Raw genomic sequence first — 21,596 nt, forward strand, 5'->3', positions numbered from 1 at the left:
TTAAAATCGTCACGCAAACTAATTAACACGGAAACGCCCTTTTCGCCAATGTGTTCAGTCCTTTCGGCGAATCGTTCAAATAATAACCACAATGTAAAGCCATTACCCACAGCCGATTTGCGGTTTTAACAACGGCAGGATTACAATAACGTCAGCAATTATAGTGGGGAGTAAATATCATGCACGAAAATACATCGGCAATAAGTCGCGAAGCTTTACTGGCAGAAGCGAATAAGGTTATCCGTGAGCACGATGAGTATCTTAGCGGAATGGCTGCGACAGAAGTTGAACAGAAAGGCAATGTGCTGGTTTTCCGTGGTGAATTCTTCATGGATGAAAACGGTTTACCGACCCGAAAAACCACTGCGGTATTTAATATGTTTAAACACCTGGCTCATCTTTTTTCAGAAAAATACCATCTCGAAGATTGAGATAAAAAAGCCGCTATAAAAGAAGACGCAACCGGTTAGCTTTCCGGGAAAACTGAGCCGATAAAAAAAAGGGACCGAAGTCCCTTTTTCTTTGCGCTTTTAATGAGGCAAAGCGTTTACAGCAACGGCTTCTGACTGCGCTGCAGCCAGCGCAGGAACAGACGGTCAGCGCTTTCTGCCGCGCTGCCTGTGAATCTGTCCATCATGCGTTTACGTCGGGCATAACGCACCGCAATCACTTCATGATTTTTCATTTCCGCAATCAGTAAATCATCACTGGTGCCGATGGCGTCAATCAGGCCATTTTCACGTGCCTGCGTACCAAACCAGTGTTCACCGGTTGCCACGGCATCAATATCCAGAGACGGACGATTCTGATGCACAAATTCCTTGAACAGCACGTGCGTTTCGTTGAGATCTTCGCGGAATTTCTCGCGCCCTTCTTCGGTGTTCTCACCGAGCAGCGTCAGGGTGCGTTTGAATTCCCCCGCCGTATGCAGTTCGATATCAATATCGTTCTTTTTCAATAAGCGGTTGAAGTTAGGGATCTGCGCAACCACGCCTATTGAACCGATAATGGCAAAAGGCGCGGCGACAATGCGGTCAGCTACGCAGGCCATCATATATCCTCCACTGGCGGCGACTTTATCTACCGCCACCGTCAGGCGGATCCCGCTCTGCCGCAGACGAACCAGCTGCGAAGCGGCCAGACCATAACCGTGAACCACGCCGCCAGGGCTTTCCAGGCGTAACAGCACTTCGTCTTCCGGCGTAGCCACCGCAAGCACTGCTGAAATTTCTTCGCGCAGCGAAGTCACTTCATGCGCGTCCATACTGCCTTTGAAGTCGAGAACATACAGGCACGGTTTGGATTGGGTTCCCCCCGCTTTGGCCTGTAGTTTTTTCTGTTTAGCTTCAGCTTTATCCTTTTTCTTCAGTTCTTTACTGCGGATTTTCAACTCCGCAGGACTCAGACGCGCGCTGCGCATTTCACGCTGCATTTCGCGGTACTGCTCCCCTAAATCGACCAGCTGCAACTCACCTTTTCCGTGAGATTTGCGATGACGAAGGCCGACCACCAATACCACCAGCGCACCAATGGCGATCACTACGGTCACTACTTTGGCCAAAAACAGCCCATAAAGAGAAAGTAAATCCACACAAACCGCCTTTTCGATGTGGTAATAAAACCGTTATGAAAGATGCTGAACATTCTAGACAATCGGCGCTGCGGCGTCTTGTTCGAAGATGACATCATGCCAGAGACTAAAAGTGAGTGCGCCATTGTTCCAATTTTGTTACAAAAGAGCTGTCTGTTTTTGGGTTAATCATTGAAACTCCTGCCCATTTAAGGCATATAACCGGTGATCAACTCCGAAACACCCCAAATTCACACCAAAATGTCGGACTCCGGTCGAGCGCAACTTCTCCCGTACCCGGCATTTTTGATACTCAGCGCGCCTGATGTGAAGACGGCCATCGCCGCCACATCCCGCCCCGACCTATGAGGACCGCCCATGCATTACCATCCGAAATCTGACCTGCTCAACAACCGTATTATTCTGATCACCGGCGCAGGCGATGGCATCGGGCGCGAAGCGGCGCTGACCTACGCCCGCTTTGGCGCGCAGGTCATTTTACTTGGACGCACCGAAAGCAAACTGGCCAGCGTTCAGCAGGAAATTGCCGCTAAAAACCTGCGGCCTGCGTTCATTTATGCGCTCGATTTACTGACCGCCAGCGAGCAGGATTGCCAGCGCGTCGCCAGCCAGATTGCCGGATGGGTGCCACATCTCGACGGCGTTTTACATAATGCCGGGCTGCTGACAGAGATTACACCGATGGCCGAAATCAGGCTGCCGGACTGGATGAACGTGATGCAGGTGAATGTTAACGCGACGTTTATGCTGACGCAGGCCTTGCTGCCACTGCTGCTCAAATCCGCCAGCGCGTCGCTGGTGTTCACAACGTCCAGCGTCGGGCGCGAAGGCCGCAGCGGCTGGGGCGCGTACGCGGTATCGAAATTCGCCACCGAAGGCATGATGCAGGTGCTGGCCGAAGAACATAAACACACCGGTCTGCGGGTGAACTGCATTAATCCGGGCGGAACCCGCACCGGCATGCGCGCGTCGGCGTTCCCTGATGAAAACAAAGATAAACTCAAAACACCGGCTGACATCATGCCGCTGTATCTCTACCTGATGGGCGATGACAGCCGTCGTAAAACTGGTATCAGCTTTGATGCCCAGCCAGGCCGTAAAGCCGGTCCAGCCGAATAACGGAGCCAAACATGACTGAAGATCGCCACAAGCAGCGCCAGCAAAAGCTGAAAGAACAGGTTGATGCGCGCATTGACGCGGCAAAAGAGCAGCGCGGGATTTTGATTGTGTTTACCGGCAACGGCAAAGGTAAAACCACCGCGGCTTTCGGGACAGTCACCCGCGCCGTCGGGCACGGAATGCGCGCAGCGGTGATCCAGTTTATTAAAGGCGAATGGCCGAACGGCGAGAAAAATCTGCTCGAGCCACACGGCGTGGAATTTCAGGTGATGGCGACCGGTTTCACCTGGGAAACGCAAAATAAAGAAACCGACACTGCTGCCTGTCAGGCCGTCTGGCAACATGGAAAACGGATGCTGAACGATGCCACCCTGGATCTCGTGGTGCTCGATGAACTGACGTATATGGTCAGTTTCGGCTATCTGGATTTGCAGGAAGTGGCTGATGCGCTGAATGCCCGTCCGGCGCACCAGACGGTGATTATCACCGGCCGCGGGTGTCATCGGGATCTGCTGGAGCTGGCCGATACCGTCAGCGAACTGCGTCCGGTGAAGCATGCTTTTGATGCGGGCATTATGGCGCAGCAGGGCATTGACTGGTAACACCCTGCTTTACTTTGAAACGTAAGCTTTAAAATTTAAGTTTCAAAGCGTTATCTGACACTCCGCCAGTGTTGCCATTTCATTATGGACAGCGCAGGCAGCATCGATCAGCGGTAACGCCAGCGCGGCACCGCTGCCCTCGCCCAGACGCAAATTCAGGTCAAAATACGGCTGCAAACCCAGCGCCTCAAGGGCAATTGTCGCACCCTGCTCCGCAGAAATATGTGACGGAATAAGATACGGTTTCAGGGCCGGTGCAATCTGGCAGGCCGCCAGCGCCGAGGCGTAAGACAGGAAACCGTCCAGTACCACCGGAATTCCGGCCGCCGCCGCACCAATCATTGCGCCCGCCATACCGGCAAGCTCAAACCCGCCGACTTTCGCCATGACATCCAGCGCATCCGAAGCATCCGGCTGATTTACCGCAATGGCTTTTACCACCACGCTGATTTTATGGGCCAGCCGCTCCGGCGGAAGATTTGCGCCCAGCCCGACCGTTTGCGCAGGCGCTGCCCCGGTCAGCACCGCCACCATCGCCGCCGCGGGCGTGGTGTTTGCCATACCCAGCTCACCGACCGCCAGCAGAGACAACCCGCTTTCCGCTTTCGCAATCACACGTTCTGCGCTCCAAATGAGCAGCGATTCTGCCTGTTCACGGGTCATCGCCGGGCCGGTCGCAATATTGCCGGTGCCTTGCGCGACCTTGTGGTTCAGGGTGCCGGGAATATCCGGGCCCAGTATCCCGCAGTCGACCAGCGTCACCTGCGCACCGGCGTTACGCGCCAGCACGGAAACTCCGGCTTTTCCCTGCACAATATTCACCGCCTGAATTGCGGTGACGACCTGCGGCGAAGGCGTTACGCCTTCGTGCCATACACCGTGATCGGCAGCCATCACCAGAATTTCTTTGCTGGGGAATTTTAGCGGTGCTTTACCGCGGATAGACGCCAGCTGAACAGCCAACTGCTCCAGACGCCCGAGACTGCCCAACGGTTTAACCAGGCTGTCCAGACGTTCTTCGGCAGCCCGTGCGGCCTCTGCGTCGGGTTCAGCAATCTGACGGATGATATTTGCCAGCGAAGCCATCGGTGTTCCTTATCGTGATTTAAAAATTAAATACCGCTCTCGTTGAAACGTTGGATAACGCAGGCTCCCGGGCTTAAATCGATCTCACACAGGCAGCCTTGTTTAAACGGAAAGCGCCACATGTCAGCAGGCGCGAGTTTCAACATCATCGCCAGCAACAGGCTGAGTGAACCCTGATGCGCCACAATAGCCACGCAGCTTCCCGGCGGACGCAGGTGAATTTGCTGCAACGCCTGACGGATCCGCCCGGTGAATTCGGTGAAGGATTCGCCCTGAGGCACTGCCGCTTTTTGCCAGTCCTGACACCACTGCTGATAACCTTCTGCCTCCGAGGCTTCAAGCTCTTTGTGATGGCGCATTTCCCATTCGCCGAATCCCATTTCTCTGAGCAGAGGCTGGCTTTCTACCGCGATTTCGCGCCCTTTAACGATAAATTCAGCCGTGGCCTGGCTGCGCCGCATGCCGGAGTGGATCACGCAATCGAGCGGTGTTTCTGCCAGCTGACGGGCGACGTGCTGCGCCTGAGTTTCGCCTTGCGCGGTCAGCGCGATATCGCTGCTGCCGCAGAAAACGCCGTCGACGTTTGCCTGAGTTTGTCCGTGTCGTATCAGATACAGTTTCATTTATTTTTCCGGGTCTCAGTGCCATAAAAAGAAGAAAAGAAAAACCAGTTCGCTTAATTCGCAGGCCGCACCCAACGTGTCACCCGTTTGTCCGCCTATACGGCTGGCGACAAAACGGCGGAAGGCGAAGGTAAAGCACAGCGTCACCAGCAGGGCAAACAGCGTGGAGAAACCGGCGATAAACAGAACCAGGGCGGCCATCAGCAGCAGCGTCGCATAAAAGCGCCCTTCGCTGATTTTGCCGATAAACAGATTGCCCATGCCCGATTCACGGGCGTATGACTGTCTGAACATCATGACGGACATCATTCCCCGCCCGATAACGGGCGTTACGACCAGCACTGCAAATACTGCCAGCCCGTCGGCACTTAGCTGATAAATCAGCGCCGTTCGCAGTAAAACCGCGACAATCAGCGCCAGTGCGCCGTTGGTGCCAATGCGGCTGTCACGCATAATCTCCAGAATGCGTTCCCGGCTGCGCACCGAAAACAGCCCGTCGCAGGTGTCCGCCAGCCCGTCAAGGTGCAGTGCGCCGGTCAGCATAATATGAGCGATAACCGCGGCAACCGCCGCCGGAAATGCGCCAACGTGCTGAACCAGAATCCCCCAGACCAGCGCAGAAAGCAGGCCGACAACCAGCCCGACCAAAGGGAAACACACAATCCCGCGCGGGTAATCATTCATCTCAACACCGTCGCACCAGCGTTCTTTTACCGGTATGCGGGTGAGGAACTGCAACGTTGCGAGAAACAGACGCCAAGTCATCATCGTAATATCCTTCTTTACGCAGACGTTTTTACCGGCACCGGGATCCCGGAAACCACCAGATATACGTCATCCGCCGCAGCCGCCAGTTGCTGGTTCACCCGCCCGGCGATGTCACGAAAGCGCCGCGACAACAGGTTATCCGGCACAATCCCCATACCGACTTCATTGGTGACGATAATCACTTCCGTTTCACAATGCTGCGCGGCATCCGCGAGTTCAGTGATTTGCGCCAGAATATGTTCTTCGATAGCGGTGAAATCCATCGCTTCCGGCTCAGTTTCACCGGCCATATCAAACAGCAGATTTGTGATCAGCGTTGTGATGCATTCAATCACGATCGTCGGGAATTCAGTCTGCTTCAGGCGGACAACGTCGCCTAAATCACGATGACTTTCGAACGTGTGCCAATGCGCCGGACGCTGCTGCTGGTGGAAGCGGATCCGCTCGGCCATTTCCGTATCCGTCACCGCCGACGTGGCGATATACAACACGTCTCCGCCCCGTTTTTCTGCGATCTGTTCAGCAAAACGGCTTTTGCCGCTGCGCGCACCGCCGGTAATCAGCATCATAATCGGCTCCCTTTGGGTTAAGCGAACAATCACGTTTCGCCCTGATTTTTGAGCAAAAAAAACCGCAGCCGGTGAGAGCTGCGGTTTATGAGCATAACGGTTAGCCGTTCGCTTGTCAGCGATTAACCCCGTTTAGCCGGTCCGGTGGTACGACGTGCCGGAGCCACAGAGGTGTGGCGCTTCACGGCGCGACGGATCTGGTTAGCTTTAACACGACGACGATCGCGCTCAACCGGCAGTTTGCTGACGGTTTCTTCGGTCATGTCAACAAGTGTGCGCAGATAGTTGATGTCCGGCAGATCCAGCTCTTTATAGCCGCCGCGAGGCAGGCCTTTAGGCAGATTCAGGTCACCGTAACGCACGCGGATCAGACGGCTCACCTGGACGCCAACGGCTTCCCACAGACGGCGAACTTCACGGTTACGCCCTTCTGTCAGGGTCACGTTGTACCACTGGTTCAGGCCTTCGCCGCCCTGGAATTTGATGGAGCGGAAAGCGGCAGGGCCGTCTTCGAGCTGTACGCCACGGCTCAGTTGTTTGATTTTTTCATCATCAACCTGACCGAATACACGTACCGCATACTCACGTTCCACTTCACGGCTCGGGTGCATCAGGCGGTTAGCCAGTTCACCGTCGGTGGTGAATAACAGCAGACCGGAGGTGTTTACGTCCAGACGACCCACGGCAATCCAGCGTGAACCGCGCATTTTCGGCAAACGGTCAAAGACGGTCGGACGCCCTTCCGGATCACTGCGCGTACACAGTTCGCCTTCCGGTTTGTAGTACGCCAGCACGCGGCAGACGGTATCCTGAGACTCCATCACCGACAGGATGTGGCCGTCGAGACGGATTTTTGTCCCGCCGGTGACTTCAACACGATCGCCCAGCGTTGAGATTTTACCGTCAACGCTGACGCGGCCAGCCTGGATCATCGCTTCAACTTCACGACGTGAACCGTGGCCCGCACGCGCGAGAACCTTTTGCAGTTTTTCAGTTTGCCCTTCGGTGCTGTCCAGCGCATTTTTCGGCTTCTGGTACTTCACTTCTTCTTCGTCACCGTTTTCATCAAACAGTGCTTCAGCTTTAGGCTTGGTGCCACGCGGTTTCAGCGGACGCTTTTTATCATCGCGCGCGTTGTCCGGACGTGCCGGTTTGCCCATGCGGGGTTTTTCAATTCGGGACTCAGAACGTGAATCGCTGCGACCCGCATCAGCACGTGGTTTATCGGTACGCGGTTTGTCAGAACGTGGCTTATCGGTACGTGGCTTATCGGTACGTGGCTTTTCGCCACGCTTTTCAGCCCGCGACGGTTCCGGACGGCTTTTCGCTGCGCCGGAATTTCTGCCGCTTTTAGGCTTGTCACCAGACGAACGTGCCGGTTTGGATTTATCGCTGGTGTGCTTCTGGGAATTATACTTCTCGCTCATTGAGCAGCCTCATTTGTCGCCTTCACAGGCGTCGGGGGGAGCCGGCAGCACAATGTGACCCATTGTCTGCCCGCCAAAATTCGTTTATTGCGCTTTAATACAACGACTTACAAAAAAGTCAGCCCGCCATTATACACATTTATCCGCAATTTGTATCCTGCCAGAGGATTTGCGGGCTGATTATTTTTCAAACAGCACTTACCGGAACGGCGTCGGATCACCCGCGCCTTCGCGGACGACTTCCGGCGATGGCTCGGTCAGATCGATGACCGTGGTCGGCTGCTGGCCCAGCGAACCGCCGTCAATGACCAGATCGACCAGTTTACCCAGGCGATCTTTGATATCTTCCGGATCAGATTCCGCAAAGTCATTGCCCGGCAGCATCAGCGTGGTGGACATCAGCGGTTCACCCAGCGCGTCGAGCAGTGCAATCGCAATCGGGTTCGACGGCACACGTAAACCGATCGTCTTACGCTTTTCGCTCATCAGACGGCGCGGCACTTCTTTCGTCGCTTTCAGAATGAACGTGTAGTTGCCCGGCGTATTATTTTTGATCAGACGGAAAGCTTGGTTATCCACGTAAGCGTAAGTGGAAAGCTCGGACAAATCGCGGCAGACCAGCGTGAAGTTGTGGTTGCCGTCCAGCTGACGGATACGGCAAATGCGCTCCATCGCGTTCTTTTCTTCCAGGCGGCAGCCCAGCGCGTAGCCCGAATCGGTCGGGTAAACGATCACATTCCCTTTGCGCAGCAATTCAACCGCCTGACTGATCAGACGTGGCTGCGGATTTTCAGGATGAATATAGAAATATTGACTCATTGTTCCTCTCAATTCTTTTCAGGTCTGTCCTCTGTGATGTCAGCGTAAAAAATGACGTCATAAAGCAGGGTTCAGACCCGTTCAATTTCTGGCTTTTTTTCTGTGACCGGCCAGTTTTTCCACACCGGTTCCACACCTGCGGGAAGCCAAAGTTTGCGCCCCAGTTCAATCCACGAGCAGGGCTGATGGAAATCAGAACCTTGCGAAGCCAGCAGTTGATAATCGCGGGCAAAGGCCGCCAGCTGCGCGCGTTCGTTCGGCGCCTGCTGACACTGCGCGACTTCCATCGCATCACCGCCGTGCTCAGAAAAATAAGCCAGCAGGCGTTTCAGCCATTTTGCCGACAGGTCATAACGTCCCGGATGCGCGACGACGGCCTGCCCGCCAGACTGATGAATAGCTTCAATAGATTGTTCTATTGTACACCACTGTGGCGGAACGTAGCCGGTCTTGCCTTTGGCGAGGTACTTTTTGAAGACCTGCGCAATGTTATCCGCCGCACCAAATTCGACCAGATACCGGGCAAAGTGCGCGCGTGTGACTGCACCGCCCTGCGCCAGACGCAGCGCCCCTTCCCACGCCCCTTCGATGCGTGCTTTCGCCAGCCGGCGCCCCATTTCCTGCGCGCGCTGCTGGCGGAGTTCAGCCTGACTTTTCAGCAGACTTACCATCGCCGGATGTTCAGGGTCGATGCCTAATCCGACGATATGAATCTCATGGTTTTCCCACAGCGTCGAAATCTCAACGCCGTTCACCAGTTGCAGCGGAAGTTGCTGGCTGGCTATCGCCCGCGCCGCACGCGCCAGCCCTTCGGTGCTGTCGTGATCGGTGATCGCCAGAACGCCAACCCGCATTTCAACGGCGCGGACCACCAGCGCTTCGGGCGTTAAATAGCCGTCCGATGCGGTCGTGTGGCTGTGGAGATCGTAGATCCTGAATGCAGTGCCGGAAGTCTGATCGTCTGCTGAGGGTGAAGCTGTTGTTGGCGAAGTCATCGTCACGTCGGGGGTTTAACCTGTTTCTGAATGCAGCACTTATCATAACGCGTTAGCGCTGTGCACGTTAGGGATGATTTCACCCGGTTTTTACGCACGGTTACGGTGCGATAACAATCTGAACGCACTAAAGGTGTGAAATCAGACAAATTGAGGGTTGACTTTGCCTTCATGAACTAGTTAACTAGTACGCAAGTTCACGGGATGATTCAGTAATGAACGGCGTGACAAACGAATTCAGAAAGCTTAGGTTTTAAGAACGCGCAGTTCTTATAAACACTAACTTTCCCAAACTTAAAAAGAGTGTCTGATGATGAAAACTCACATGATGGCGGTTCTCAGCTGGTGGCGTACTTCCCCTTGTCGGGCGGAGTAATCACGCATAGCTGTCATCAGACGCTGCAAGATTTCCGAAGCCCGCTTAACGCGGGCTTTTTTGTGGCCGTCTGTTTGAAAACGTTCAGAAAATTTCAGGAAGCAAAATGACTATTCAAAAACCACGTTTAGAATTGCTGACCGCACAAGGATGTTACCGCGGCGATCCAACGGCCATCTTTCATCAGCTGTGCGGCGCGCGTCCGGCGACCCTGCTGCTGGAATCCTCAGAAGTCACCAGCAAGGAAAACCTGAAGAGCCTGTTGATTGTCGACAGCGCCCTGCGCATCACCGCGCTGGGTTCCCGGGTTTCCATTCAGGCACTGACCCCGAACGGTGCGTCGTTGCTGCCGCTGATTGACAGCGCGCTGCCGTCTGAAATTCGCAATGACGTTCGCCCGAATGGCCGCGAACTGACTTTCCCGGCGATCGACCAGATGCAGGATGAAGATGCCCGTCTGCGTTCCCGCTCTGTTTTCGACGCCCTGCGCAGCATTCTGACCTCGGTAGAATCTCCGGCACACGAGCGCGAAGCGATGTTCCTCGGCGGCCTGTTTGCTTATGACCTGGTTGCCGGTTTTGAAGATTTGCCGCAGTTAGCGTCCGACCAGCGTTGCCCGGATTTCTGCTTCTATCTGGCAGAAACCCTGCTGGTGCTGGATCACCAGAACCGCACCTGCCGTTTGCAGGCCAGCCTGTTTACGCCGTCCTCTGAGGAAAAACAGCGTCTGCACGAACGTCTGGAACAGCTGCAACATCAGCTGCAATTGCCGCCACATACCATCCCGCACCAGAGCGTGCCGGAAATGCAGCTGAGCGTGAACCAGACCGATGAAGTGTTTGGTGCCGTGGTTGAGAAAATGAAAGTGGCAATCCGCGCCGGTGAAATCTTCCAGGTTGTGCCGTCACGCCGTTTCTCCCTGCCATGCCCTGCACCGCTGGCGGCCTACGAAACGCTGAAAAACAACAACCCAAGCCCGTACATGTTCTTCATGCAGGACAACGATTTCACACTGTTCGGCGCATCGCCGGAAAGCGCACTGAAATATGACGCGTCTAACCGTCAGATTGAAATTTATCCGATTGCCGGTACCCGTCCGCGCGGTCGTCGTGCTGACGGTTCACTGGATTTGGATCTCGACAGCCGCATCGAACTGGAAATGCGGACCGACCATAAAGAGCTGGCCGAGCATCTGATGCTGGTGGATTTAGCGCGTAACGATCTGGCGCGTATCTGCGAACCGGGCAGCCGTTATGTCGCTGACCTGACTAAAGTTGACCGTTACTCTTTCGTGATGCATCTGGTTTCCCGCGTTATCGGCACGCTGCGTGCCGATCTGGACGTGCTGCACGCTTATCAGGCCGTCATGAATATGGGCACGCTGACCGGCGCACCAAAAGTCCGCGCCATGCAGCTGATTTCAGCATCTGAGCAAACCCGTCGTGGCAGTTACGGCGGCGCGGTGGGCTATTTCACCGCACACGGGGATCTGGATACCTGCATCGTGATCCGCTCCGCGTATGTGGAAGACGGCATTGCTACCGTTCAGGCGGGCGGCGGCGTGGTGCTCGATTCCGTACCGCAAGCCGAAGCTGACGAAACCCGTAATAAAGCCCGTGCCGTGCTGCGTGCCATCGCCACTGCCCACAATGCGAAAGAGGTATTTTAAGATGGCCGACATTTTACTCATCGATAACGTGGATTCTTTTACGTACAACCTGGTCGATCAGCTGCGTTCCAGCGGCCATAACGTGGTGATCTACCGTAATCAGATCCCGGCTGACGTGATTATCGAAAAACTCAGCCAGCTGGAAAAACCGGTGCTGGTGCTTTCTCCGGGACCGGGCACGCCGTCAGAAGCGGGCTGTATGCCGGAACTGCTGAAACGTCTGCGCGGTCAGTTACCGATTATCGGTATCTGTCTCGGACATCAGGCAATTGTGGAAACCTACGGCGGTTTCGTCGGTCAGGCAGGTGAAATCCTGCACGGTAAAGCCTCTTCTGTTACGCATGACAACGAAGCGATGTTCGCGGGCATGAATAACCCGCTGCCGGTAGCGCGTTATCACTCGCTGGTCGGCAGTCAGATCCCTGAAGGGCTGACCGTTAACGCCCGCTTCGGCGACATGGTGATGGCGGTGCGTCACGAAGAAGATCGCGTTTGCGGCTTCCAGTTCCATCCGGAATCCATTTTAACTTCACAGGGCGCTCGTCTGCTTGAGCAGACACTGGCCTGGGCTTTGGCGTAAGGAGAACTGTCATGAAAACGCAAACTATCCCCGGCATTCTCGAAAATCTGTATCAGGCTCAGGCGATGACGCAGGAAGAAAGCCAGCAGTTATTTACCGCCATCGTGAACGGTGAGCTGGAACCCGCGCAGTTAGCGGCGGCGCTGATCAGCATGAAAGTGCGCGGCGAGCAGCCCGCTGAAATCGCCGGTGCCGCAAAAGCCTTACTGGCACACGCCGAACCGTTCCCGCGCCCTGATTATCCGTTCGCGGATATCGTCGGTACCGGCGGCGACGGTACCAACAGCATCAATATTTCCACCGCCAGCGCCTTTGTGGCCGCGGCCTGTGGCGCACGCGTGGCGAAACACGGCAACCGCAGCGTGTCCAGCCGTTCAGGTTCATCGGATCTGCTGGCCGCTTTCGGCATCCGTCTGGATATGACAGCGGAAGAATCCCGCGCAGCGCTGGATGATTTGAATGTGTGCTTCCTGTTCGCACCGCAATATCACACCGGTTTCCGCCATGCGATGCCGGTGCGTAAAGCGCTGAAAACCCGCACGCTGTTCAACGTGCTCGGCCCGCTGATTAACCCGGCGCGTCCGCCGCTGGCACTGATTGGCGTGTACAGCCCGGAACTGGTGAAGCCGATAGCAGAAACCCTGCGCGCCCTTGGTTACGAGCGTGCGGCGGTGGTTCACGGTGGCGGAATGGATGAAGTGGCGATTCACTCGGCAACACAGGTTGCTGAACTGAAAGACGGCGAAATCACCACCTATGAAGTGACACCGCAGGACTTCGGGCTGGACAATTATCCGATCGAATCCCTGCTGGGCGGCGAGCCGGAAGAAAACCGTGACATTCTGGCACGCTTATTACAAGGTAAAGGTGATCCGGCCCATGAAGCTGCGGTAGCCGTGAATGTGGCGATGTTACTGCGTCTTTTCGGTCAGGAAGATTTGAAGCAAAACGCTCAACAGGCTTTAGATGTCATGCGCAGCGGTGAACCCTACCAGCGCGTGATTGCATTGGCAGCAAGAGGATAAGTGATGCAGCAGGAAACCGTGCTCCACAAAATTGTTCGCGATAAGGAAGTTTGGGTCGCGGAACGTAAAGAACAACAACCGCTGGCCAGCTTTCAGAACGAAATAACGCAAAGCCAGCGCAGTTTTTACGACGCACTTCAGGGTGCAAGAACGGCTTTTATTCTCGAGTGCAAGCAGGCGTCTCCTTCCAAAGGAAAGATCCGCGAGAACTTTGATCCGGTAGAAATTGCCGGTGTTTACAAAAACTACGCATCGGCCATTTCCGTTCTGACGGACGAAAAATACTTCCAGGGCAGCTTTGATTTTCTGCCGCTGGTGAGCAAAACCGTCACGCAGCCGGTGTTGTGCAAAGACTTTATTATTGACCCGTATCAGATTCATCTGGCGCGCTTTTATCAGGCCGATGCCATTTTGCTGATGCTGTCCGTACTCAGCGATGAACAATACGTGCAACTCGCCGCCGTCGCGCACAGCCTGAATATGGGTGTGCTGACCGAAGCCAGTAATGAAGAAGAGCTGGAACGTGCGGTGAATCTGAAAGCGAAAGTGGTCGGTATCAATAACCGTGATCTGCGCGATTTGTCGATAGACCTCAACCGCACCCGTGAACTGGCGCCCCGCGTGCCGCACGGCGTAACGGTCATCAGCGAATCCGGCATTAATACCTACGGCCAGATCCGCGAACTCAGCCGTTTTGCTAACGGTTTCCTGATTGGCAGCGCGCTGATGTCAGAGCCCGACCTGAATACCGCCGTCAGCCGTGTGCTGCTTGGCGACAACAAAGTGTGCGGCCTGACCCGTGCGCAGGATGCGAAAGCCGCCCATGACGCCGGCGCGATTTACGGCGGGCTGATTTTTGTCGACGCCTCTCCGCGTTTCGTAACACACCCGCAGGCGAAAGAAGTGCAAAACGGCGCACCGCTGAAATACGTCGGCGTGTTCCGCGATGCGCAACTGGCTGACGTCTCGCAAACCGCTCAGGCGCTGAATCTCACCGCCGTGCAGCTTCATGGCGATGAAGATCAGGCGTATATCGACGCCCTGCGCAGAGAGTTGCCTTCTGCGGTGCAGATCTGGAAAGCGCTGAGCGTGAAAGACACGATGCCGGCACGCAATCTGAATCACGTTGACCGTTACGTTCTCGATAACGGTAAAGGCGGAACAGGGCATCGTTTCGACTGGAGCAAACTGGCCGGACAAGACCTGAGCAATGTTCTGCTGGCCGGTGGCCTGAGCGCAGATAATTGCGTCGAGGCCGCGCAGCTCGGTTGTGCGGGTCTGGATTTCAATTCAGGCGTCGAGAGCGAACCGGGCATTAAAGATGCGGGTAAAATTACCGCCGTATTCCAGACATTGCGGGCTTATTAATTTCCCGCAGTGACGCAAAAATTGACAGACAGGATGGAATCACATGACTTTACTTAATCCCTACTTCGGCGAATTTGGCGGCCAGTACGTCCCGCAAATTCTGATGCCTGCGCTGGTGCAGCTGGAAGAAGCTTTTGTCAGCGCGCAGCCTGACCCGGCGTTTCAGGCTGAATTCATCGATTTACTGAAAAACTATGCAGGCCGTCCGACGGCGCTGACATTGTGTAAAAACCTGACCGCAGGCACTAAAACCAAGCTGTATCTCAAGCGTGAAGATCTGCTGCACGGCGGCGCGCACAAAACCAACCAGGTGCTGGGTCAGGCGTTGCTGGCAAAGCGCATGGGCAAGACCGAAATCATCGCTGAAACCGGTGCCGGTCAGCACGGTGTGGCGTCCGCTCTGGCCTGTGCCCTGCTCGGCCTGAAGTGCCGGATTTATATGGGCGCGAAAGACATTGAACGCCAGTCACCGAACGTGTTCCGTATGCGTCTGATGGGCGCCGAAGTGATCCCGGTTCACAGCGGCTCTTCCACGCTGAAAGATGCCTGTAACGAGGCATTGCGCGACTGGTCTGGCAGCTATGAAACCGCTCACTATATGCTGGGTACCGCGGCAGGTCCGCATCCTTATCCGACCATCGTGCGTGAATTCCAGCGCATGATTGGCGAAGAAACCAAAGCGCAGATGCAGGAACGCGAAGGCTGTCTGCCGGATGCGGTGATCGCCTGCGTCGGCGGTGGATCTAACGCCATCGGTATGTTTGCTGATTTCATCGATGACACCAGCGTGAAGCTGATTGGTGTTGAACCGGGTGGCCTGGGTATCGAAACCGGGCAACACGGCGCGCCGCTCAAACACGGTCACGTCGGTATCTATTTCGGGATGAAAGCCCCGATGATGCAAACCTCAGAAGGCCAGATTGAAGAATCTTATTCCATTTCTGCCGGTCTGGATTTCCCGTCTGTCGGGCCGCAGCATGCTTTCCTGAACAGCATCGGCCGCGCGGAATATGTATCGATTACCGATGACGAAGCACTGGACGCCTTTAAAGAATTGTCCCGCCATGAAGGGATTATTCCGGCACTGGAATCTTCACACGCGCTGGCTTACGCGCTGAAACTTATCAAGGAAACGCCAGAGAAAGAACAAATTCTGGTGGTGAATCTTTCTGGCCGCGGCGACAAAGATATTTTCACCGTACATGACATCCTGACTGCCCGGGGAGAAATTTAATGGAACGTTATCAGCAATTATTTAAGCGTCTGGAAAGCAAAAAAGAAGGTGCCTTTGTTCCCTTCGTGACGCTGGGTGATCCGGGCGTTGAGCTGTCCCTGTCCATCATCGATACGCTGATTGAAGCCGGTGCCGACGCGCTGGAGCTGGGCATTCCGTTCTCTGATCCGCTGGCAGACGGCCCGACGATTCAGAACGCCAACCTGCGCGCGTTTGCCGCCGGGGTGACGCCAACACAATGCTTCAATATGCTGGCGCGCATTCGCGAAAAACATCCGGATATCCCGATCGGCCTGCTGATGTACGCCAACCTGGTGTTCCATAACGGCATTGAAACTTTTTACCAGCGTTGCGCTGAAGTGGGCGTGGACTCCGTGCTGGTCGCCGACGTGCCGTTTGAAGAATCGGCCCCGTTCCGCGCGGCGGCGCTGCGTCACGGCATCGCGCCGATCTTCATCTGCCCGCCGAATGCGTCAGACGATCTGCTGCGCGAGATTTCCTCTCATGGCCGCGGCTACACCTATTTGCTGTCACGCGCTGGTGTGACCGGGACGGAAAAACGCGCCCTGACGCCGCTGAATCATCTGGTGGATAAACTGCGTGAATATAACGCAGCGCCGCCTTTGCAAGGCTTCGGAATTTCTGAGCCTTCACAGGTGAAAGAAACGCTGGCCGCCGGTGCGGCGGGGGCTATTTCCGGTTCCGCGACGGTACGCATCATAGAGAATAATCAGCATCAGCCTTCAGAAATGCTGGCTCAGCTTTCCCGTTTCGTCAGTGAAATGAAAGCCGCCACCCGCACGTAATCGCGTGCGCTTCTGCAAACAGAACCTTATTCAATACCTGACTAAGGTTCTGTTTCTTTTAAATTCTTACGTTTTTTTTCTCCATTCGATTTGTATAAACCCCGCCAATAATCCAAACTAAAATCACTCGGCAAATCAATAACAATACGGGTGCTCGAAGTATTGTTTGCCTGAGTCTGAATCGGGTGACTTTTGGTTTTATAACAAAGCATGGAGAGTTATTTATGAAGCTATTCAAGACATTGTCTGCTTTCTGCATGGCCGCAGTGGTCGTCATGGCCGTGGCTGCCTGCGCACCGACAAAAAAATCTGAAGGCACGGGTGGTTACATCGATGACACCGTAGTCACCACGAAAGTCAAATCCGCCCTGCTGGCCGATAAGACCATCAAATCACGGGAAATCAGCGTTGAGACCTTCAAAGGTCGCGTTCAGTTGAGTGGTTTCGTGACGTCAACGGCAGATGCAAACCGTGCGGTAGAAGTCACGCGTGGCGTGGCGGGTGTACGCTCCATCGAGAACGATATGCGACTGAAATAATCAGAGATCTTTCTGATGAAATACGAAGAGGCGCCAAAGCGCCTCTTTTTTTTGCAACGTAACAGGCAATATCAGAAACGATAGCCGACGCCAAACATAAAGACCCATGGATCAATCCGGGTGTTGATGTTTTGCTGCTCGCCGCCTGCTTTGAATTTAACTTCTGTATCGATATCCATCCACCAGACCGACATGTTGATCAGCCAGTTATCATCGAGATTGTAATCCAGGCCCGCCTGCGTGGCCACGCCCCAGGAGTCTTTTACGCTCAGATCAGAAAGCCCGGCATCGCGCCCGGTCTGGTTGAAATTCGTATCGTAGAAGGTGGTGTAGTTGATACCCAAACCGAGGTACGGACGCAGTTTGTCGCGCTTATCCCCAAAGTAGTATTGCGCCATCAATGACGGCGGCAACTGTTTCACTTCAGCAATTGTTCCGGTGCTTTTCAGACCGATTTTATGCTGGAATGGCGTCGCGGCTAGCAGTTCCATCCCGATGTTGTCGGTAAACATATAGCCGAGCGTCAAACCCATCTGCGTGTTGTTATTGATGTTAAAAGAACCCAGCCCCAGTACGTTGTCTGAACCTTCGGTTGGACGAACGGTTGCTGTCCCTACACGAACAATCACATCCCCTGCTTCATGTGCGCTCGCGATTGCCGGAAATGCCGCTGCTGCCACTAATGCCCAATATGCTGCTTTCATTGTCCCTTCCCTTTGTGTGGTTTATTTATTGGCCGCGCGAATGATACCTACTCTTTGGTACGGTTTGATCAAAGCGGGATCACATCTTTAAAACAATTTTTCATAAATTGCATCTTTCTCAATCCGATCTAAATCTCTAAAAACAAAGGAATTGATCTGCATCAAAAACGAGGGGATTTTGCTGTTTCATTAAAGCCCAAAAATTTCAGTTGCTAAAAAAAATGCCGCTGCGTAATTTGCCTGAACCCTGTTGGTTTTGGTTTGGTGCCGTAAGGAGTCGGTAGCTTCCCAAGATGAGCGAAATTAATAATCCTTGTATGACCTGTGGCGCGTGCTGCGCCTATTTCCGTGTTTCATTTTATTGGGCTGAATCTGAAGAAGCTGGCGGCGTTGTTCCGCAGGCACTGACAGAACAAGTCACGCCTTTTTTGAGCTGCATGAAAGGCACCAACAGCAAGTCGCCTCGCTGTGTGGCTCTGGAAGGGGAAGTGGGACAATCGGTTTCCTGTTCTGTTTACCTTAACCGCCCGACACCCTGCCGCGAGTTTGATCAGTCGGGGCTGAACGGTGTCGCCAATACGGCCTGCGATCGCGCACGTGCGCGTTACGGCCTGCCGCCGCTGGATGTGGATTTACCGATGATTGATGTCGGGTCTTTCACGCCAGAGCTGGCAGAGGTTCATCAGGCTGACTGACAGGAAGTCAGCGCAAAAGTATCGGCGGGGGCCTATTACAGGTTACAATCCCCGCCTTGTTATTTTTAGCTTGTGCCAAGGAGCGTCCATGTCTATCACGGCCAGTACATTGTACCGTGACAGTTATAATTTTTTGCGTAATCAGCTGAGTAGCGTTTTCGCGCTTTCCCTGCTGGCCGCATTAATTACCGTCATATTGAGCTGGATTTTAAGCCCGTCAGCCGATCAGCTTGATGCTATCGGGCAACTTATGAACAACATGGCGGGCATGAGCGTCGCCGATATGATGGGTTTCATTGAACAACAGGTCACGCCGGAACAACAAAGCGCCATTTTCCGCTACAGCATTGCGGCGCTGTTCTCGACGCTGGCCGGAAATGTGATTCTGGTTGGCGGGATCCTGACGCTGATCCAGCTGGTTTCACAGGGCGTGCGCGCCAGCATAACCCAGGTGGTGACCGCTTCTTTGCCGGTGTTGCCGCGCTTAATCCTTTTGCTGTTCGTCTTCAGCGTGATGTTCCGTCTCGGTCTGGCGCTGCTTTTCGTGCCTGCGTTTCTGATTGCCATTGCCTGGTCAATGTCGCCAATCATCGCCTGTAAAGAGCAGGTCGGGATGTTTAAAGCCATGCGTCTGAGCACCCGTCTGGCCTTCAGCCATGTGCGCCTGGTTGCGCCGGGTGTTTTGATGTGGATTCTGGCGCAGGTGGTTCTGATGCTTTTCGTCGGCGCGTTAAGTGCGTTGAATCCGATGATAAGCGCGGTGATTTTCGGCGCGCTCAGCAATGTCATCACGGCATTTATCCTGATTTATCTGTTCCGTCTTTACATGAAATTACATGTTTAATAGTGACATAACTTTTTCAGGGGCGCTCCGGCGCCCTTTTCTTTTGTCCGGTAAATGATTCCGGTATAGTCATCCCATACATAAAACATGGAATGAAGTATGAAGCAGCTCCTCGATTTTCTTCCCCTGATTGTCTTTTTTGTGGTTTATAAGCTTTACGACATTTTTGTCGCATCAGGCGCGTTGATCGCTGCCACTGCGCTGGCGTTAGTCATCACCTGGGTGATGTATCGCAAAATTGAGAAAATGACGTTAATCACCTTCGCCATGGTGGCTGTTTTTGGCACCCTGACGCTGGTCTTCCATAATGATGAATTCATTAAATGGAAAGTCACTGTCATTTACGTTCTGTTCTCCGGCGCTTTACTGATAAGCCAGCTGGTTCTGAAAAAGCCTCTGATTCAGCGCATGTTGGGCAAAGAGCTGACGCTTCCCGACCACGTCTGGAATAAGCTGAATGTCAGCTGGGCGATTTTCTTCCTGCTGTGCGGTCTGGCAAATATCTACGTGGCTTTCTGGCTGCCACAGAATGTCTGGGTTAACTTCAAAGTGTTCGGACTTACCGTTCTGACGCTGGTCTTCACGCTACTCAGCGGCATCTATATTTACCGGCATATGCCGGATGATGAAAAAAAATAAGCATTCTTCTGCACGGGCCTTCTTTTGAAGGCCTTCGTTGTTTTGAATAAAACATTGATCACTGTGAAGCAATCAAACATGAACGAAAAACAGAGTTTACCCAATGGTGAAATGGTATTGCGTACGCTGGCCATGCCGGCGGACACCAATGCAAACGGCGATATCTTTGGCGGATGGCTGATGTCACAGATGGACATGGGCGGCGCGATCCAGGCGAAGGAAATCGCTAAAGGCCGCGTAGTGACCGTTCGTGTGGACGGCATGACGTTCCTCAAGCCGGTCGCTGTGGGTGATGTGGTGTGTTGTTATGCACGCTGTATTCGTACCGGCAACAGCTCGATCACCATCAACGTTGAAGTGTGGGTGAAGAAGGTCTCCTCTGAGCCTATCGGACAGCGCTACAGAGCCACTGAAGCAGTGTTCACGTACGTTGCGGTGGATGAATCTGGAAAATCCCGGCAGTTGCCTGACGGGCGCAGCAATTTCAGTGTTGATTCTGGTGGTGTTTCTCAGGATTAAACAGAACGCGGCAGTATGAAAGACAAAGGTCGCCCTGAAGGCGACCTTTTTTATGGAGCAAGGGGCACGATGCCGCTTTATTCGACGGTGGTGCCGCCTTTGATTTTGAACACCAGGTTAACCACTAAGTTGCTGGCGGCCTTCGGTTCGTAACGCCATTTCCCCATCGCCTGTTTCACTTCACGCTCAAACATGTTGCGCGGCTCTGCGGAAAGTACGCGGATATTTTGTACGCGGCCATCACCGTCGACATCAAACTGCACACGGACACGTCCTTCGATACGCAGCGCCAGCGCACGCGCCGGATACATCGGTTCACCACGTTGCAGCGGTCGCGGCCCGGTGTTGCTCTGGGCATTGGTGGACGCAGGTGGCTGGCTCACTGGCTTAGTGACCGGCTGATTGCTGGTGACGGGCGCGGTTTGTACCGTTTGCGTTGGTTTTTCCACCGGACGTTCTACTGGTTTCACTTTTGGCTTCACGACCGGTTTTTTCACCGGCTTAGGTTTAGGCTTCGGCGGTTCCGGGATCACAACCGCTTCCGGCGGCGGCGGAGGCTCTGGCACCACTTCCGGTTCAGGCTCAGGTTCCGGCGGTGCTGGCTCAGGCTGTGGCGGCGGCGGAGGTGGCGCAAAGTCAGCCGGGTTGACCATCGTCACACTCATGACTTTTTGTTCCTGCGTCGGCAACTTGATTGACTCACCGACTGCCATGTACAAAACACCCGCAATAACAGCAATGTGCAAAGTGACAGAAAGAACGGCAGGCAATGTAACCTTGCGGATAAATCTAAACTTTTTTAGCGGCATAATGATTCATTTTCCCCGTGAAGCCGCAAGTTTAAATGTAAATAGCAATCATATTCAACACCGAGATGACAACTATTCTCAAATAACCTTTGCTTTGATCCCACGCAAAGCACTTTCCCCGGGCTTCAGGTTTAGCTATGTTAATTCTGCAAAATGATCTGACTGCCGATGGCGGCCTGAAATTGCTCAA

The 21,596-nt window shown here is 54.2% G+C and carries 22 protein-coding genes, 1 pseudogene and 1 other annotated feature; of the genes and pseudogenes, 13 read left to right on the plus strand and 10 right to left on the minus strand.

Going from position 1 to position 21,596, the window contains the following annotated elements; genetic code table 11:
• Window positions 1-179: 179 nt before the first annotated feature.
• Complete coding sequence (locus tag M2403_RS00415; protein ID WP_152325942.1) at window positions 180-431, plus strand: YciN family protein; 252 nt, start codon at window positions 180-182, stop codon at window positions 429-431.
• A gap of 116 nt (window positions 432-547) precedes the next feature.
• Here M2403_RS00415 and sohB read toward each other — a convergent pair whose 3' ends face one another.
• Window positions 548-1,591 (minus strand): protease SohB, encoded by a 1,044-nt coding sequence (sohB, locus tag M2403_RS00420; protein ID WP_217152674.1) that lies wholly within the window; start codon window positions 1,589-1,591, stop codon window positions 548-550.
• A 357-nt stretch (window positions 1,592-1,948) separates the two neighbouring features.
• Between sohB and M2403_RS00425 the strand changes: the two genes are divergently transcribed.
• Entirely contained in the window at window positions 1,949-2,710 is a 762-nt protein-coding gene (locus M2403_RS00425) for a YciK family oxidoreductase (protein WP_208950461.1), read from the plus strand.
• Window positions 2,711-2,721: 11 nt separating this feature from the next.
• Window positions 2,722-3,312, plus strand: a complete 591-nt coding sequence (cobO, locus tag M2403_RS00430; protein ID WP_259228104.1) for a cob(I)yrinic acid a,c-diamide adenosyltransferase — start codon at window positions 2,722-2,724, stop codon at window positions 3,310-3,312.
• A 42-nt stretch (window positions 3,313-3,354) separates the two neighbouring features.
• Here the strand turns inward: cobO and cobT are convergent, their stop codons facing one another.
• The 7 genes from cobT to M2403_RS00465 form a co-directional block, all read right to left on the minus strand.
• Window positions 3,355-4,398, minus strand: coding sequence for a nicotinate-nucleotide--dimethylbenzimidazole phosphoribosyltransferase (cobT, locus tag M2403_RS00435; protein WP_217152676.1), 1,044 nt, complete (start codon window positions 4,396-4,398; stop codon window positions 3,355-3,357).
• Between the two features lie 26 nt (window positions 4,399-4,424).
• On the minus strand, window positions 4,425-5,021 hold the full coding sequence (gene cobC / locus M2403_RS00440) for an alpha-ribazole phosphatase (RefSeq protein ID WP_259228108.1): 597 nt from the start codon (window positions 5,019-5,021) through the stop codon (window positions 4,425-4,427).
• A 15-nt stretch (window positions 5,022-5,036) separates the two neighbouring features.
• Complete coding sequence (cobS, locus tag M2403_RS00445) at window positions 5,037-5,789, minus strand: adenosylcobinamide-GDP ribazoletransferase (protein WP_259228110.1); 753 nt, start codon at window positions 5,787-5,789, stop codon at window positions 5,037-5,039.
• Window positions 5,790-5,803: 14 nt separating this feature from the next.
• Window positions 5,804-6,358 carry a bifunctional adenosylcobinamide kinase/adenosylcobinamide-phosphate guanylyltransferase gene (gene cobU / locus M2403_RS00450; RefSeq protein WP_152325935.1) on the minus strand — a complete coding sequence of 185 codons (555 nt, stop codon included), beginning with the start codon at window positions 6,356-6,358 and terminating at the stop codon, window positions 5,804-5,806.
• Window positions 6,359-6,480: 122 nt separating this feature from the next.
• Window positions 6,481-7,401: a 23S rRNA pseudouridine(2605) synthase RluB gene (rluB, locus tag M2403_RS00455; RefSeq protein ID WP_259228644.1), complete on the minus strand. Its 921-nt coding sequence runs from the start codon at window positions 7,399-7,401 to the stop codon at window positions 6,481-6,483.
• Window positions 7,402-7,983: 582 nt separating this feature from the next.
• Window positions 7,984-8,604: an L-threonylcarbamoyladenylate synthase gene (locus tag M2403_RS00460; protein ID WP_259228113.1), complete on the minus strand. Its 621-nt coding sequence runs from the start codon at window positions 8,602-8,604 to the stop codon at window positions 7,984-7,986.
• A gap of 71 nt (window positions 8,605-8,675) precedes the next feature.
• Window positions 8,676-9,599: an RNase RNM gene (locus M2403_RS00465; protein WP_244370389.1), complete on the minus strand. Its 924-nt coding sequence runs from the start codon at window positions 9,597-9,599 to the stop codon at window positions 8,676-8,678.
• A gap of 337 nt (window positions 9,600-9,936) precedes the next feature.
• Window positions 9,937-10,039: a sequence feature (Trp leader region), on the plus strand.
• Window positions 10,040-10,081: 42 nt separating this feature from the next.
• On the opposite strand from M2403_RS00465, the gene M2403_RS00470 reads away from it, so the two are divergent.
• The 6 genes and pseudogenes from M2403_RS00470 to M2403_RS00495 all read left to right on the plus strand — a co-directional run bounded on the left by M2403_RS00470 (window position 10,082) and on the right by M2403_RS00495 (window position 17,196).
• Window positions 10,082-11,644 (plus strand): anthranilate synthase component 1, encoded by a 1,563-nt coding sequence (locus M2403_RS00470; protein ID WP_165057133.1) that lies wholly within the window; start codon window positions 10,082-10,084, stop codon window positions 11,642-11,644.
• Window position 11,645: 1 nt separating this feature from the next.
• Window positions 11,646-13,249, plus strand: a pseudogene (gene trpD / locus M2403_RS00475) (bifunctional anthranilate synthase glutamate amidotransferase component TrpG/anthranilate phosphoribosyltransferase TrpD).
• Between the two features lie 3 nt (window positions 13,250-13,252).
• On the plus strand, window positions 13,253-14,617 hold the full coding sequence (gene trpCF / locus M2403_RS00480) for a bifunctional indole-3-glycerol-phosphate synthase TrpC/phosphoribosylanthranilate isomerase TrpF (protein ID WP_259228122.1): 1,365 nt from the start codon (window positions 13,253-13,255) through the stop codon (window positions 14,615-14,617).
• A gap of 43 nt (window positions 14,618-14,660) precedes the next feature.
• Window positions 14,661-15,851, plus strand: coding sequence for a tryptophan synthase subunit beta (trpB, locus tag M2403_RS00485; protein ID WP_259228126.1), 1,191 nt, complete (start codon window positions 14,661-14,663; stop codon window positions 15,849-15,851).
• Window positions 15,851-16,657: a tryptophan synthase subunit alpha gene (trpA, locus tag M2403_RS00490; RefSeq protein WP_259228128.1), complete on the plus strand. Its 807-nt coding sequence runs from the start codon at window positions 15,851-15,853 to the stop codon at window positions 16,655-16,657. The genes trpB and trpA overlap by 1 nt, the downstream gene beginning before the upstream one ends.
• Before the next feature lie 224 nt (window positions 16,658-16,881).
• Window positions 16,882-17,196 carry a BON domain-containing protein gene (locus M2403_RS00495; protein ID WP_152325925.1) on the plus strand — a complete coding sequence of 105 codons (315 nt, stop codon included), beginning with the start codon at window positions 16,882-16,884 and terminating at the stop codon, window positions 17,194-17,196.
• Window positions 17,197-17,267: 71 nt separating this feature from the next.
• Here the strand turns inward: M2403_RS00495 and ompW are convergent, their stop codons facing one another.
• Window positions 17,268-17,900, minus strand: coding sequence for an outer membrane protein OmpW (ompW, locus tag M2403_RS00500; protein ID WP_152325924.1), 633 nt, complete (start codon window positions 17,898-17,900; stop codon window positions 17,268-17,270).
• A 293-nt stretch (window positions 17,901-18,193) separates the two neighbouring features.
• On the opposite strand from ompW, the gene M2403_RS00505 reads away from it, so the two are divergent.
• The 4 genes from M2403_RS00505 (at window position 18,194) to yciA (ending at window position 20,597) form a co-directional block, all read left to right on the plus strand.
• Complete coding sequence (locus tag M2403_RS00505) at window positions 18,194-18,595, plus strand: YkgJ family cysteine cluster protein (protein ID WP_165057126.1); 402 nt, start codon at window positions 18,194-18,196, stop codon at window positions 18,593-18,595.
• Between the two features lie 88 nt (window positions 18,596-18,683).
• Window positions 18,684-19,439, plus strand: a complete 756-nt coding sequence (locus M2403_RS00510) for a YciC family protein (RefSeq protein ID WP_165057124.1) — start codon at window positions 18,684-18,686, stop codon at window positions 19,437-19,439.
• 99 nt (window positions 19,440-19,538) lie between these two features.
• Window positions 19,539-20,078: a septation protein A gene (locus M2403_RS00515; RefSeq protein ID WP_208950466.1), complete on the plus strand. Its 540-nt coding sequence runs from the start codon at window positions 19,539-19,541 to the stop codon at window positions 20,076-20,078.
• Between the two features lie 78 nt (window positions 20,079-20,156).
• Window positions 20,157-20,597, plus strand: coding sequence for an acyl-CoA thioester hydrolase YciA (gene yciA, locus M2403_RS00520; protein WP_104921632.1), 441 nt, complete (start codon window positions 20,157-20,159; stop codon window positions 20,595-20,597).
• Window positions 20,598-20,674: 77 nt separating this feature from the next.
• Here the strand turns inward: yciA and M2403_RS00525 are convergent, their stop codons facing one another.
• On the minus strand, window positions 20,675-21,406 hold the full coding sequence (locus M2403_RS00525) for an energy transducer TonB (protein ID WP_165057122.1): 732 nt from the start codon (window positions 21,404-21,406) through the stop codon (window positions 20,675-20,677).
• Window positions 21,407-21,596 lie beyond the last annotated feature (190 nt).

Origin of the sequence: Rahnella sp. BIGb0603 (genome assembly GCF_024808755.1) — a bacterium.
GTDB lineage: Bacteria > Pseudomonadota > Gammaproteobacteria > Enterobacterales > Enterobacteriaceae > Rahnella > Rahnella contaminans.

Bases quoted from the DNA above. Each gene is read 5' to 3' on its own strand.
- M2403_RS00505 (WP_165057126.1), top strand. From the start codon at position 18,194: ATGAGCGAAATTAATAATCCTTGTATGACCTGTGGCGCGTGCTGCGCC.
- ompW (WP_152325924.1), bottom strand. From the start codon at position 17,900: ATGAAAGCAGCATATTGGGCATTAGTGGCAGCAGCGGCATTTCCGGCA.
- cobS (WP_259228110.1), bottom strand. From the start codon at position 5,789: ATGATGACTTGGCGTCTGTTTCTCGCAACGTTGCAGTTCCTCACCCGC.
- M2403_RS00515 (WP_208950466.1), top strand. From the start codon at position 19,539: ATGAAGCAGCTCCTCGATTTTCTTCCCCTGATTGTCTTTTTTGTGGTT.
- M2403_RS00470 (WP_165057133.1), top strand. From the start codon at position 10,082: ATGACTATTCAAAAACCACGTTTAGAATTGCTGACCGCACAAGGATGT.
- M2403_RS00510 (WP_165057124.1), top strand. From the start codon at position 18,684: ATGTCTATCACGGCCAGTACATTGTACCGTGACAGTTATAATTTTTTG.
- yciA (WP_104921632.1), top strand. From the start codon at position 20,157: ATGAACGAAAAACAGAGTTTACCCAATGGTGAAATGGTATTGCGTACG.
- trpA (WP_259228128.1), top strand. From the start codon at position 15,851: ATGGAACGTTATCAGCAATTATTTAAGCGTCTGGAAAGCAAAAAAGAA.
- M2403_RS00425 (WP_208950461.1), top strand. From the start codon at position 1,949: ATGCATTACCATCCGAAATCTGACCTGCTCAACAACCGTATTATTCTG.
- M2403_RS00495 (WP_152325925.1), top strand. From the start codon at position 16,882: ATGAAGCTATTCAAGACATTGTCTGCTTTCTGCATGGCCGCAGTGGTC.
- M2403_RS00460 (WP_259228113.1), bottom strand. From the start codon at position 8,604: ATGAGTCAATATTTCTATATTCATCCTGAAAATCCGCAGCCACGTCTG.
- M2403_RS00465 (WP_244370389.1), bottom strand. From the start codon at position 9,599: ATGACTTCGCCAACAACAGCTTCACCCTCAGCAGACGATCAGACTTCC.
- cobO (WP_259228104.1), top strand. From the start codon at position 2,722: ATGACTGAAGATCGCCACAAGCAGCGCCAGCAAAAGCTGAAAGAACAG.
- cobT (WP_217152676.1), bottom strand. From the start codon at position 4,398: ATGGCTTCGCTGGCAAATATCATCCGTCAGATTGCTGAACCCGACGCA.
- cobU (WP_152325935.1), bottom strand. From the start codon at position 6,358: ATGATGCTGATTACCGGCGGTGCGCGCAGCGGCAAAAGCCGTTTTGCT.
- cobC (WP_259228108.1), bottom strand. From the start codon at position 5,021: ATGAAACTGTATCTGATACGACACGGACAAACTCAGGCAAACGTCGAC.
- trpCF (WP_259228122.1), top strand. From the start codon at position 13,253: ATGCAGCAGGAAACCGTGCTCCACAAAATTGTTCGCGATAAGGAAGTT.
- M2403_RS00415 (WP_152325942.1), top strand. From the start codon at position 180: ATGCACGAAAATACATCGGCAATAAGTCGCGAAGCTTTACTGGCAGAA.
- M2403_RS00525 (WP_165057122.1), bottom strand. From the start codon at position 21,406: ATGCCGCTAAAAAAGTTTAGATTTATCCGCAAGGTTACATTGCCTGCC.
- trpB (WP_259228126.1), top strand. From the start codon at position 14,661: ATGACTTTACTTAATCCCTACTTCGGCGAATTTGGCGGCCAGTACGTC.